Source organism: Haloterrigena salina JCM 13891 (assembly GCF_000337495.1).
GTDB classification, from domain to species: domain Archaea; phylum Halobacteriota; class Halobacteria; order Halobacteriales; family Natrialbaceae; genus Haloterrigena; species Haloterrigena salina.
The window spans coordinates 63516-77099 of the sequence record NZ_AOIS01000010.1 but is presented as its reverse complement, the minus strand read 5'-3'; the positions used below and the strand labels follow the sequence as shown (position 1 = coordinate 77099).

The window sequence follows — 13584 nt, the reverse complement described above, 5'->3', positions numbered from 1 at the left end:
GTCCCGGGATACGAAAAAGCACACCCTGAACGGGACGCGCAGATCTCCGGCGTGTCAATCGCGCTACTGGCTTGCAGCGATCAGTCCGGGGATCCGTACGTGGTGTCGGATCAGAACGGGGGTTCCAGCGTCGCTCGCTCCCTGCGGCGCGCTCCGAGCGCTACCGCGAGGGCTCCGAGTATCGCGACGAGCAACAGCGCCACTGCCCCGACGCGTCGCCCGCTTTCGCGTTCCGTTTCGGTCGCTTCCGACGGCGTTCGATCGCCGAACATACCCCACCGTTTGCGGACGGCACGGATAGCGTTTCTCACTGTCACGGGAATCGACAGGTCCCGCAGTGGGAGCCGACAGGTTTCGCAGTAGTGCGGTTGCGCACCGACGCGAGCGTTCGTCCGGTCTCGGAGCGAAGTCGCTCGAGTAGTCGCGCCGGCGCGACTCGAGGCGATCAGGTCGCCTGCGGGTCGGCTCTGGGGGATGACTCCCGGACGTCCTCGATCCGGTAGTACAGGACGCCCACGGCGGTCAGCCCGACGACCAGCGCGCCGGTGATGATGTAGAAGGCCATGACGTAGCTACCGGTCCGTTCGACGATCTCGGAGATGAGCATCGGACCCGCGACGCCCGCGGCTCCCCACGCCGTCAGGGTGTAGCCGTGGATAGCACTGAGTTCCTTCGTCCCGAACAGGTCGCCCAGATACGCCGGCAGACAGGCGAACCCGCCGCCGTACGCGCTGATGATGAGGAACAGCAGTCCCGCGAACAGCCAGATGTGGGTGATCTGGGGCATCAACAGGAACGCGGCGATCTGGAGGCCGAAGAACACGCCGTACGTGCTCGTCCGGCCGATGTAGTCGGAGGCGGTCGCCCAGAAGATCCGGCCGCCGCCGTTGAAGATGCCGATGAGGCCGACGACCGAGGCCGCGGTCGCCGCGTCGACCTGCGCGATGACCTGCGTCATCGGCGACGCGACCGACAGCAGCATGATCCCGGCCGAGATGTTGATGAACATGACCAGCCAGACGAGGTAGAACCGCGGCGTCCGCAGGGCCTCGCTGCCGGTGAGTTCCGCGAGGTCGGTGTTGACGGAGACGCCCTTCTCGTTGTTGGCAGTGTCGAGTTCACTTTCGTCGATTCCGTCCGGAACCCAGTCGACCGGCGGCTTCTTCAGATAGCTCGCGCCGGCGGCCATCAGGAGGAAGTAGGCCACGCCGAGGCCGTAGAAGGTGACGGGGATACTGGCAGTCTCCATGACGTAGTTCGCGACCGGGCCGGTCACGAGCGCGCCGGCGCCGAAGCCCATCACGGCCATCCCGGTGGCCATCCCCCGGCGGTCGGGGAACCACTGGACGAGCGTCGAAATCGGCGTGATGTATCCGAGTCCGATACCGATCCCGCTGATCACGCCGAACGTCAGGACGAACGCGGCGTAGCTCTCTATTTGAACGCTCACGCCGGCGCCGATGATTCCGAGGCCGAACGTTCCGGCGGCGATCAATCCCGAGGTCCGCGGGCCGCGGTTTTCGACGAACCCCCCGAGGAACGCCGCCGAGAGCGCGAGGAAGACGATCGCGACGGTAAAGGCCAGCGAGACGTCTGATATTGCCCACCCTAGCTCGTCGCGAAGCGGATTCTGATAGACGCTGTACGCGTAAATCGATCCGATGGAGAGGTGGATCGCGATCGCCGAGAGCGCGATCAACCAGCGGTTTCTGTTAGCGTCGGTTCGGACCATCACCGCCGGGTACCGGATTAGCGGGTAAATGCTCGGGGCGTGCGTCTGCACGGTGGGGCTCGTCAAGCCGTCGTTAACCGCGGGTTCGTGTCACTCTCTTCACCGGTATTGGCGGAGAGCAAGACGGTCGCCGCTCGCTCTCGAGCGTGCTCGAGCGTTCGGTCTTGCTCGCTCTGACAAGGGGCGCGACAGGCTCTCGTTCGACGGACGAACGAATCGACATTTCGGGCGTAAAACGCCCGAATTTAGAGGGTTGGGTGGAAGATGCGTGATAGATTGTACCGGGATCCGTCCGCTCTTGCGGGCAGGATGTCACTGTTCTGTTTGACTATCGAGTCGCATAGCGTCCGCCGCAATCGACGCGTAGACCCGTTCGGCCCACTCGCGGGCCATGGGCGAGTCCGTGTCGACGAGCACCTGCATCAGCCCCGTGTCGTCGTCGTAGCCGCCGAGGCCGACGCGCTCGTCGAAGAGCGCGAGTCCGTACGGAAGTTTCTCGCGAGTCCGGAGGGTCAACCGTCCGCGATCGATTGCCTCGGTTACGCGGGTCGGATACGTTTCACGCAGCCGCTCGGTGATGTCCGGCGGGTAAATGAGTTCGGTTTCGGTGCCGTCGAACACTCGCTGGTAGAACTCGCCGATCATCAGCGGTGCCAGATGCGTCGTGTTGAACCCGCGGAACGTCTCCGACTCGCCGACGAGTTCGATAAACCGCTCGGCGGGCCGGTCCGGAACAGTCGGTTCAGCGATCGTCACGGTCGAATCGATCATCGGTTCGATGGCGAACTCCGCGTGGTGCGGACAGATTACGTCCAACAGCGGTCCCATCCGGTGGACGGTGCTCACGTTCGCCTCGAACCGGAGGACTTCGTCGGTGACCGCCTCGCCGCGGCCGGTCAACCGGAACCGACCGTCCGTCTTCTCGACGAACCCCTGTTCGTCGAGCCACCTCGTCAGGCGGTGGCTCGTCGCCCGCGAAACCTCGAGGCGATCCTCGATCTCGCGGCGGTCCAGGGGCTCCGCTCGGAGCGCTTCGAGAACCGGCCCGTGCCGGACGATGTCGCCGAGATGGTCCGGGTCGGCGCGGGTGCCCGCCGCGTCGAGGCGCTTGCCGAGGTATTGCTGGTTCCGCGCGTTCTGCATGACCGCCTCCACGATCGGCGATGCCGGTGGAGTGAACGTGAGTCGGTCGTCTTCGGGAACGTCCATGTTAGTCACTAGCTAGAGATAGGATGGCACGAGTAGTAGTTCTATCCCGCACACGACGCGAGAACCCCTCTCACGTGCTGAAACGCGATTCACTCCGTGGAACGGAACCTCCGTGAATGAGGCCAACAGGTTCGCCGTCCATCGTCCGGGTATGGCACTACCGACTACCGCCGACGAACCGGTCGACGAAGCACAGTTGAACGAACTCCTCGGAATGGCCGTCAACGAACTAGGGGCTGCCTACTACGCGCCGCTGATCGTCATCGGCGACAGGCTCGGCCTCTACGAGGCGTTGGCCGACGGCGGACCGTTCACGCCCGCCGAACTGGCCGAACGGACCGACACCGTGGAGCCGTACGTCGCCGAGTGGCTCGCCGCGGGAGCGGCCGGCGGCTACGTCACCTACGATTCCGAGACGGGGCGCTACGGCCTCACACCCGAACAGGCGGCGCTGCTGGCCGACGAGGACAGCCCCGCGTTCCTCGCCGGCGGGTTCCAGGGGCTGATGGGGTACCAGCGGAGCCTCTCGGAGCTCGAAGCCGACTTCCGAACCGGCGCGGGCGTTGGCTGGCACGAGCACGACGCGGACGTGTGTCACGGCACCGAACGCTTCTACCGCCCCGGCTACGAGACGAATCTCGTCGACGAGTGGATTCCCGCGCTCGATGGAATGAGCGCGAGGCTCAGGGACGGAGCGCGCGTCGCCGACGTGGGCTGCGGTCACGGTGCGTCGACGATTATCATGGCCGAGGCCTACCCCGATTCGGCGTTCGTCGCCGTCGATTACCACGACCGCTCGATCGAAGTGGCCCGCGAGCGAGCCGAAGACGCCGGCGTCGCGGACCGTATCGACTTCGAGGTGGCGACCGCGACGGAGTTCGATGGGACCGACTACGACCTCGTGATGATGTTCGACGCGTATCACGACATGGGCGATCCGGTCGGCGTGGCGTCACACGTTCGGGAGACGCTCGCCGACGACGGAGCGTGGATGTTGGTCGAGCCGTTCGCCAACGATCGAGTCGAGGACAACCTGAACCCGATTGGTAGGGCGTTCTACTGCGCCTCGACGCTGGCCTGCGTCCCGAACTCGCTCGCCCAGGGCGGCGACCCCGTACTGGGAGCCCAGGCCGGCGAAGCGCGTCTCCGCGAGGTAATCACCGAGGGTGGGTTCACGCGGGTCCGTCGAGCGGCTGAGACGCCGTTCAACCTCGTGCTCGAGGCCAGGCCGTGATGACGACTCCGTCCCGTCGGACGAATCGACCGTTGGGGCGTGATGTGTCCGAATTCGACTGTCTCAAAATAGCGGTGACAATAGGGGGTTCGCGCTGAACGGCCTGTGAGGGTCGCACCGATCACTCCCCCGCCCGTTCGGCCGTCTCTCACCGACCGTCTACTCCCCTTCGACTCAACTGTCCGGAACGCGGCCGATGCCTCGGTGATGATCGTGAACTGAGACACGTCCGCTTCCCAACTCCGTCGCTTTGTCCCTCAGCCGCCGGACGAGATCCTCGCTCAGGTGGCCGTACACGTCGATGGACTCGAGGTCGATGAACTCGCCGATCGGCGGGAACTTCGGGCCCGCGACCTCCATGTGGAATTCCAACGACGCCTGATCAGCGTGCATGTGCATCACAGTCATTCGATCCTCGTCGGTATCGAAGTAGACGTCGTAGGCCAGTATCTGCGGCTCGTTGGCCTCGACGAAGTCCACTAGCTCCGTCATCGCCCGTTCGAGTACGTCCAACTTCCCGTCGCGGACGGTAGATCGGTCGATGTACACGATGAAGTCAGCCATCTCGTCCCCCGTATTCGACGCTGTAATCGCGCTGTACCGCTCCCGTCTCGATCGCTACTGGTGTTGCCATCGTACCCCCTCTGGTCGTTGCGCCCAGCACGACGGATTCCTCTTCGGTCCAGGGTCGTCGGAGCAGACGCTATTCGCCGAGTACGACGCGAGCCGTGTTATCTGTTACCGTGAAGGGCGTAGTTGTGACAGTTCGGCTGAACGCACCCAGCGATGCCCCCAGAAATCACAGCGGGCCAGCGGCCGGCCCACCGCTCGGACTCCCTGATCGTCCCAGTCGAAGCCACGCGAGTAGCTAGTGGGTCCGTGGCGACCCGGACTGCTGATTCGTCCTGAGCGCAGCGATCGACGTCCGGACGATCGCACCACTGACCAGCACTGCAGTGCCGAAGATGAGGACGACACTCCCCGTCTCGAGCGGCTCGACCCCGTATACGTCGCTCACCAGCTTACACGCGGTGGCGACGCCCCCGGCGAGCAGCATCCCGGCGAAGTATCCTTTCATATCCGCTTCGTTTACGAGACGCGTGGCACTTACACCGATGCGGGCACCGAACGCGCTCCCGACGAGCAACGCGGCGACGACGGGGACCTCGACCGCGTTCGACTGGGCGTAGACGAACGTCCCGAACGCGCCCGAAACCAGAATCTGAAGGATGCTGGTCCCAGCAGCGACCGCAGTGGGAACGCCGAATCCGTAGACCATGACGGGGAGCAGGAGGAACCCCCCACCGACGCCGAGACAGCCGGAGAGAACGCCGATGCCCGACCCGACGACGAAGATAACCCACACCGAAACGGTCCCACCGCCCGACAGCGACATCATCGGTGGGAGGTCGATGGCCAGAACACCGGTAGCGACGCGGCCCGTTTCCACATCCGAATCGGCAGTGCGAGCGTCTCGAAGGACGAAGAGCCCGACCGCACCGAGAAGTCCGACGTACACCGCGCTGATGACGACGTCAGCGCTGCCGAGACCCGCGAGTAGGAACACGATCCGAGTGCCGATCTCGATACCGAACAGCAGTCCGAGACTCATCACCGTCGCCAGCGTGTAGCTGACCTGGCCGTGATCGCGGTGTCTGAGCGCACCGATGACGCTGGTGCCGAAGACGAACGCGAGCCCGCTCCCGACGGCCACCGGTGCCGGATACCCGACCACCAACAGCGCCGGCGTCACGAGGAACGACCCGCCCATCCCGAAGAACCCGAAGAGAACGCCGATGAGCAGGCCGAACCCGACGAAGAAACCGATCAGCACGAGATCGAGGCCGAGGAGCACCACGGTCAGGCACTCTCGAGTATTTCGCGGGCGGTCGGACTAGCAACGCGCATCAGTACCCCGTATCCGACGTAGAGCACGAGCGCTTCTGCCAGAATGTACCCGACCGTGGCAGCGGCCTCGCCGGACTCACCGACTGCTGGAGCGACGAGCAGAACGCTCAGCACTCCCACCAGTATGCTCACCAGTACGATCCGGTCTGTCACTGACCGCCGCGCGAAGGCCGGGAATTCGGCGTCCCGGTCACTCATGGCACCCTCCACCGTCGGCTCGAGCGCTTTCGGACGGCGCGACGTTCTGGTTGAGGCTGAACAGGTTCGTCGGATCGTACTCGTCCTTTAGCGCGACCAGCCGCTCGTACGTCGGCCCGAACGTGGTCCGCATCATCTCGTCGCCCTCTTCGAGGAACCCCGGGAAGTTCAGGTACACCGACCCGTCCGAGAACTGGCGCATGTCCTCGAGACAGTCGCGCACCCACTCGACGTTCGCGTCGTCGTCCGCCGGACGCTCCCAGTTCGCTTCGACGCCCAGCAGGAAGGGAGCGTGTCGCCCCGCGAACGCGCTGTCCTCGACGCCAACTTGGGTGATCGCGCCTCCTAACTGCCAGACGTCGACCGTCGAGAGCGGTGACGGTGCCACGTCGGACCAGTAGGCGATTCGATCGACGGCGGACTCCGGCAGCCCGTCGAGGTACAGCGACTTCCAGTAGTAGCGCATCCCGTCGGGGTAGTCCTCATCGAAGAGTTGCTGAAGCTCGACGTACGGCATCGGCCCGCTGAAGTCGGCGATCGGCTCGTCGATCTCTCGCAAGGGTGCCAGCGCGCGTTCGCCGTCCGCGACAGAGCCCGCGTAACAGCCCGCGATTGCTATTTTGGATTCGTACACCGCGTCCGCCGGGAAGAGGTCCTCGTCGGGCATCACACCAGACAAGGTGAGCAAGCTGACTTCCGGGGGCGCATCCGCGACGTAGTCGCGGTAGGCTTTCAGTACCTCGACCGTCCGGTCACCCGAATAGAACACGAGACAGATCGCCACGTCTGGGCCGACAGGGTGGAGGTCGAACTCGAAGCCGGTGACCACCCCGAAGTTGCCGCCGCCGCCGCGGAGTCCCCAGAAGAGGTCCGGGTTCTCGTCCTCGCTGGCGGTCAGGTACTCGCCGTCCGCCGTGACCAGATTCGCGGATACGAGGTTGTCACAGGTCAAGCCGTGCTTGCAGCGGAGATGACCGATGCCGCCACCGAGCGTCAGCCCCGCGACGCCCGTCTCCGAGACGGCCCCACCGGGCGTCGCCAGCCCGAAGGCCTGGGTTTCGTGGTCCACGTCCGCCCACGTGGCACCGGCCTGGACCCGTGCCGTCCGCGTATCGGGGTCTACCCACACGCCCCTCATCTCGGAGAGATCGATAACGAGCCCGTCGTCGCAAACGGCGGTCCCGGCGACGTTGTGCCCGCCGCCACGGACCGCCACCAACAGGTCGTGGTCGCGGGCGAAGGTCACCGCGCTGATGACGTCACCGACGCCTCGACAGCGAGCGATCAGGGACGGACGCTTGTCGATCATCCCGTTCCACACCGAGCGCGCGTCGTCGTAGTCAGCATCATCGACGCGAATCAGATCGCCGTGGAATTCCGCCTCGAACCGTTCGATCTGTTCAGTGGGAATAGTTTGTTGTGCCATACAGAAGTGGACGACAGCGCGGGTGTTGGCCTCACCTATCGAACAGGATTCGGCCTCGAGCGCACCGTTTCAGACGGTGAGACGAGTTCCGGAGCGTGCACGGGATAGAGTTACTACCAGTGATAGCCTTTGTCTAGTGAGTGGATAACATGGGTCCTGATCGAGACGAACGACCGGAGGAGGATGGCCGTCCGCCACCGGGGTCGCCGATCCTCGAGGCGATCCTGGAAAACGAACGGAACCGTCGCTATCTGGGCCAGCGTCTGGACGACGCTGGCGACCGCGTCGATACGGACCTGCTCGGCGACATCGTCAGACACGGCCCGGTCCTCGAAGTCCTGCTGGAAGAACCGCTCGATCGCCGAGAGATCGAAGCGCGCCTCGAGGTTTCGCGGGCGACGAGCCACCGCTACACGCAGTGGCTCGACGAACAGGACTTCGTCGAGAAGGTCGATGGTCGATTCCAGTTGACCTGGCGCGGCGCGGTCATCGCCGAGGAGGTCCTCCGGTTCGAGGCGAACGTGCGGACCGCACACAGAATGACGCCGCTGCTGGATGCGGTCTGTGAGGATCATCGAGACTTCATCCTCGAACCGTTCGTGGACGCGACGATCACCGTCGCCCAACCGGACGATCCCTACAAACCGGTCGAGCGGTTCATCGAACTCGTCAGTGAATCCGACTCGTTCCGGGGATTTAACACGACTCACATGGCGCCGCTGGTCCTCGGCGAGTTCCACCAGCAGGTGTTCGAGGAAACCGATACCGAGATCATCTACCTGCCACACATCGTCGAGAAATTCTTCGAGACGTACCCCGAACGTGCCCGGGAAGCGATCGATCGCGGGCACTTAACCCTCCGGACACGCGACGAACTCCCCTACGGTCTCGCGCTCTTCGACGACCGCGTCGGAATCGGCGGCTACGACGATCAGACGGGCCTGATGCAGGTGTTCGTCGATACGGACGCCCCGATCGCGTGTGAGTGGGCCGAGCGCGTCTACGCGTCAGTGAGAGCCGACTCCACCCCACTCAACGCGAAGCCTGATCTACGTCGGTGATACGCATTCGATGTGACGAAAACACTTGACGAACATCTCCGTCACATCACCGCGACCGCTCTGAAATTCCTACACCCAGAGACGTGATTTGATGCATATATGCGAGGTAGATAACGTGACTACCGTTCTATGGCTAATTCCTGTATTTAGGGCGCATAGGGTTCTCCAGCTGCTCGACTCGAGGCGGGTCGTGCTTCCCGTTCAGGCCGTGGATATTTTTCACGAGATGACTCTATGTGATTTCGTCGCATAGAGGACGGGGGTGAACCACCCATGGCAGAAGCAACACCACCAGACACGAGTGGAGACATGGAAACAGTCCCGTCTGCAGACGGGACCGAGATCGCCTTCGAACGGACGGGAAGCGGGCCACCGCTCGTGCTCGTCCACGGAGGCGTCTGTGACCACAGGTTCTGGGAGTTATCCGATGTTCGCACCACCTTCGCGGACCATTTCACGGTCTACGCGATCGATTGCCGTGGTGTCGGTGAGAGTGGCGATGCCGACGAGTACAACTTGGAACGGGAGTTCGAGGACGTGGCTGCGGTCGTCGAGACGATCGACGAGCCTGTAACCCTCCTCGGGCACTCATCGGGAGCACTCTTATCGCTCGAGGCGGCCCTACGAACCGATACCCTACACAAACTCATCCTGTACGAGCCACCCATTGCGTTCGACGATCAAGACCTCTACTCCGACGAGGTGCTCGCGGAAATGAAACGGCTGCTCGACGACGGTGAAAACGAGCAGGTGCTTGTCCTGTTCCTCCGAGAAATCGCCCAATCCACGCCGGAAGAAATCGACGCGCAACGCTCAGCCCCGGACTGGCGAGACCTCGTGGATGCGGCACACGTCTGGCCCCGCAGCTTATCTGCGGTCGGCGAGTACGAGTTCGATTCAGCCCGGTTCGCCGATATGACGACACCGACGTTACTGTTGTCCGGCAGCGAGAGCCCTCAATTCTTGAAAGATGCGACGGCCCCAGTCAACGACGCGCTCCCGAACAGCCGGATCGTTACCTTCGATGGCCACGCACACGAAGCGATGCTCACCGGACCGGACCGCTTCATCGAAGAGATACTTGCATTCATCCGTGAAGAGACCTAACGACTGGCGATTGATTCCACTATTATTTCTGGTCACTCATCTACGAACCACTCCCTATGCGGATTTGCTCGCTTTCTTCTCGGGAACTGTGAATGAGAACGTCGACCCCTCACCGAGTTCTGACTCAACCCAAATGCGGCCATTGTGAATATCAACGATCCGTTGGCAGAGTGCGAGGCCGATACCAGTGCCGGCGTACTCGTCAGTGGTGTGGAGGCGGTTGAATACCTCAAAGATCTCCTCAGCCTTTTCCGAATCGATCCCGATTCCGTTATCCTGGACCGACAGCACCCATTCATCGTTTCGCTTCTCAGCGGTGACGTGAATACGCGGTGGCTCGTCACCAGCGTACGTAATAGCGTTATCGAGCAGATTTTGGAACAGCTGCACCAGTTGCTGCTCGTCGCCCATGACCGTGGGCAGTGAATCCGAGGTAATCTCGGCGCTGCTCTCTTCGATGGCGATTTGAAGATTATCCGTCGCCTGGGCGAGCACGTCATTACAGTCCACGGGTTCGAACTTGTTGTCACTCGTGTTGAGCCGTGAATACTGCAGCAACGCATCGATCATCTCGCGCATCCGGTCGGCACCATCGACGGCGAACTCGATGTACTCCCGTGCGTCGGCATCGAGATCGTCGGCGTATCGTTGTTCGAGCAGTTGGACATAACTCGACACCATCCGTAACGGCTCCTGGAGGTCGTGGGAGGCGGCGTAGGCGAACCGCTTCAATTCGGCGTTCGAGCGTTCCAGTTGTGCGTTAGTTTGTTCGAGTTCCTGCTGGCGATGCTTGCGCTCGGTGATGTCGCTCGCCATACCAATCCATTCGTCGATGTCACCGTCCTCATTCAGCATTGGTACCGCCCGCGTGAATGACCAGCCCAGGCTGCCATCGACCTGCTCCACCCGGTGTTCGAGTTCGAACGTGCTCTTGGCCCGGACGGCTTCGTTGACGGCCTCCATGACGCGCCCCTGGTCGTCCGGGTGAATGTATTTGTCGAGCCAGTCGCTGGTCGGTTCGTTTGTGTCGGAGAGGAAGCCCTGGGCTTCGAGGTGTCGCATTTCGTTCCAATCGGAGCTCATGCGAAACACGGCTTCCGAACTCGCGGTGACCAACGCTCGGAATCGCTCCTCGCTTTCGCGCGCCGTTTCATACAGACGAGCGTTATCAATGGCTACGGCCGCTTGGGCAGCAATCCCGGTGATGATGTTCTCATCCTTCTCGGTGAAGATGCCCCGCTCCGAATGGCCGAAGAAAAGGCCGCCGTGTACTTCACCGGAGTTCGAGATTACAGGAACCGCCAGGTAACTGCATACGGGCAGATGGCCTTCGGGCATCCCATCGTAGGGCGCGTTGTTACCGTAGCGCGGATCTTTGGTGATGTCGTCCGAACGGACGACCCCCTCGCCGTGAAAGGTCGGGCCGAAGACCTCCGTATTGCGCGGCATCGGGAAGTCTTCGAATTCCTCATCGGGAACCCCTGAGAGGGTATAGAGCGTGTAGGATTCGCCCTGGTCATCGATGACGTTATAGAAGAAAGCACCAAACTCCGCGCCGGTTATTTCCGTCCCGGCGTCTGTAACCTCCTGCACCAGATTCTCGAGGTCGAGTTCGGCGGCCAATGAGTTGCCCACCTGGTTGATCGTTTCGAGGGTGTGGGTTTGTTCGCGCAGCGCCTCCGCGGCCTGCCTGCGTTCGAGTTCATACTCCACCCACTGCCCCATCAGGTGGAGGAACGTGTGTTCGGCCCCCGAGAACTCCTCCTTCCGTGGTTCGTTCGAGACGAAGAAGAACGTCCGATCGACGTCACCATCGACTTCGAGTTGGGTTCCGAGGTATGCCTGAACGCCGAAGCGCTCGTAGCACAATTTCCCCTCGAACCCCTCGCTTACAGGGTCAGTGATGGCCGTGGTTTCTCCGTCGTCCGCCACCGATCGGCAGTAGGTTTCGGAGAGCGGATACTGCTCGCCCGGGACGAGGTGGTCGTGGTCCCCACGTATGGTCTCCACCTCGAACAGATCGGCCGTCGGATCGACGCGGGCGATCCCGCCGTATTCGAGGTCGAACCGCTCGCAGCCGAGTTCGAGTACCGCTTGGAGTTTGTCGTCGAATGGCCTGTCGGAATCGGCCACGATCTCGTACAATCTCTGTTGGGCTTGCTCGTGTTCCTTGCGCTCGGTGATGTCGCGGATCGTCGCGAGCATGACCGGGCGGTCATCGACCTCGATTTGGGACGCCGAGATCTCAGTCGGAATCCGGCCCCGATCCCTGCTGCGGCAGGTAAGTTCGTCTGTCCAACCGAAACCATCTTCGAACACCTCGTCGACGAACGTACTGAATCTGTCGAGTTCGCCGTGATACAAGTCGGAGGGGCCGCGCGACAGCAACTCGTCTCGTCCGTATCCAAGCGTCTTAGATGCGGCCGGATTTGCGTCGAGGATTTCGTCCGCGTCGGGGTCAACGATGAGGACAGCGTCGTGGCTGCTCTCAAAGACTTGCTCGAAGTGTTCTTTCGATTGCTGGAGTTCCGTCTTCGCCTCGGTCTGCTCGCGCAACGTCCCCATCATCCGATCAACCCTGTCGGCTGGCTGCTCGGGGCCGAAGAACTCCTCGGGTGGGGTGTAGTAGACGTTGTGAGAGACTACGTTGTCGTGGATGAGGTGCGGGTGGGTCTCGATGACGTCTTCGAGCACCTCGGGTGGGAACCGCTCGCGATTGTACTGACACATGACGGTGTAGTCCTCGTTCTGGAACAGAGAGTTGAGGGCCGCTTCGTACTCGACCAGTTGATCGGGGCTCGTATCCTCATCCAGCGCCCACGTCATCTCGGTGGCTGCCCTGATTCCCGTGTAGCCGTCCTCGTCTGTTGCCTCCGTTAGGGAGTCCTCCCAGAACTCCAGTATCGCATCCTGATCGAACGTGCTGGTCCTGCGATACGTGTCAGCCTCCGTGTGGATGGAGAGCGCACCCGAGTCGAGGGCACCGTCCACGTCGACGCCGCGGGCCCGCATCGCTTCCAGTACTTCTGCTTTCGAGTTGTCATCCGCGACGTACAGGCATCGCTCGCCCTGCTCGAGCCCTTGGCGGATGAACGGGATGGCGGCCGCGAACTGCTCGTCTCGGTTCGTATATATGAGTGCGAAATGGTCGGTGGCGTGGTCGTGGCCATCGAGGGATTCGCCGGGGCCGCGAAACTCAGGACTCTGACGCAATGCCTCGAGGCCGCTTTCAAGATCCGGCGTCCCCGGTTGGTCACTGCGTTCGCCCTGCTGACTCATTAGCAACCGGTAGTTGGGTGGCACGGTTAAATGTGGTCTTCATCTGTACGTGGGTGATCCGCCCTCGTACTCCCACCGTTTGGAGTCAGCGCTCGGTAGATATGCAAATCTTCCTATCAGCTAGTTCGCTCAGTGATTCACGAAAGAAATTGGGGGCTGCGTCGCGCGTTTTTCCGTCTTCAGGACGCGGGCCTCTGAACTGCTCCTGAATCTGAATTCGGAGACGACGAAGTGGTCGTTCGACTATCGAACGATTAGTGGTTTGAGAGAACAACGAATCGCAACGCTGTATTGCGATTTAGAATCTATGGGCGCTGCAGGTTCCGGTTCGACTGTCGAACGAATCGACCTTTCAGGCGTAAGACATCCGAATTTGACCGTCTCAAAACCGTTATTTCAGACAGAGGATTGATACTTTCACCCACCTGTG

General features: G+C 62.2%; 11 protein-coding genes. 3 read left to right on the top strand and 8 right to left on the bottom strand.

Annotation, left to right across the window (positions count from 1 at the left end; all coding sequences use genetic code 11):
• Positions 1 to 110: 110 nt before the first annotated feature.
• The 3 genes from C477_RS23770 to C477_RS01520 all read right to left on the bottom strand — a co-directional run bounded on the left by C477_RS23770 (position 111) and on the right by C477_RS01520 (position 2941).
• On the bottom strand, positions 111 to 272 hold the full coding sequence (locus tag C477_RS23770; RefSeq protein WP_160168003.1) for a hypothetical protein: 162 nt from the start codon (positions 270 to 272) through the stop codon (positions 111 to 113).
• A 173-nt stretch (positions 273 to 445) separates the two neighbouring features.
• A complete protein-coding gene (locus C477_RS01525) occupies positions 446 to 1732 on the bottom strand; it encodes an L-lactate MFS transporter (RefSeq protein ID WP_008892661.1) in 1287 nt (428 codons plus the stop codon).
• 312 nt (positions 1733 to 2044) lie between these two features.
• Positions 2045 to 2941 (bottom strand): helix-turn-helix transcriptional regulator, encoded by an 897-nt coding sequence (locus C477_RS01520; RefSeq protein WP_008892660.1) that lies wholly within the window; start codon positions 2939 to 2941, stop codon positions 2045 to 2047.
• Positions 2942 to 3092: 151 nt separating this feature from the next.
• Here C477_RS01520 and C477_RS01515 point away from each other — a divergent pair, with 151 nt between their 5' ends.
• A complete protein-coding gene (locus C477_RS01515; RefSeq protein WP_008892659.1) occupies positions 3093 to 4175 on the top strand; it encodes a class I SAM-dependent methyltransferase in 1083 nt (360 codons plus the stop codon).
• 174 nt (positions 4176 to 4349) lie between these two features.
• Here C477_RS01515 and C477_RS01510 read toward each other — a convergent pair whose 3' ends face one another.
• From C477_RS01510 to C477_RS01495, 4 genes are all read right to left on the bottom strand, one after another.
• A complete protein-coding gene (locus C477_RS01510; protein ID WP_008892658.1) occupies positions 4350 to 4739 on the bottom strand; it encodes a putative quinol monooxygenase in 390 nt (129 codons plus the stop codon).
• Between the two features lie 304 nt (positions 4740 to 5043).
• Entirely contained in the window at positions 5044 to 6033 is a 990-nt protein-coding gene (locus C477_RS01505; protein WP_008892657.1) for a sulfite exporter TauE/SafE family protein, read from the bottom strand.
• 2 nt (positions 6034 to 6035) lie between these two features.
• Entirely contained in the window at positions 6036 to 6281 is a 246-nt protein-coding gene (locus C477_RS01500) for a DUF7512 family protein (protein ID WP_008892656.1), read from the bottom strand.
• A complete protein-coding gene (locus tag C477_RS01495) occupies positions 6274 to 7707 on the bottom strand; it encodes an FAD-binding oxidoreductase (protein ID WP_008892655.1) in 1434 nt (477 codons plus the stop codon). Before C477_RS01495 ends, C477_RS01500 begins: the two co-directional genes overlap by 8 nt.
• A 149-nt stretch (positions 7708 to 7856) precedes the next feature.
• On the opposite strand from C477_RS01495, the gene C477_RS01490 reads away from it, so the two are divergent.
• Both C477_RS01490 and C477_RS01485 read left to right on the top strand, forming a co-directional pair.
• Entirely contained in the window at positions 7857 to 8768 is a 912-nt protein-coding gene (locus C477_RS01490; protein WP_008892654.1) for a helix-turn-helix transcriptional regulator, read from the top strand.
• Between the two features lie 273 nt (positions 8769 to 9041).
• Positions 9042 to 9875 (top strand): alpha/beta fold hydrolase, encoded by an 834-nt coding sequence (locus C477_RS01485; RefSeq protein ID WP_049914109.1) that lies wholly within the window; start codon positions 9042 to 9044, stop codon positions 9873 to 9875.
• A gap of 54 nt (positions 9876 to 9929) precedes the next feature.
• Here C477_RS01485 and C477_RS01480 read toward each other — a convergent pair whose 3' ends face one another.
• Positions 9930 to 13154: an MEDS domain-containing protein gene (locus tag C477_RS01480; protein ID WP_008892652.1), complete on the bottom strand. Its 3225-nt coding sequence runs from the start codon at positions 13152 to 13154 to the stop codon at positions 9930 to 9932.
• Positions 13155 to 13584: the final 430 nt, after the last annotated feature.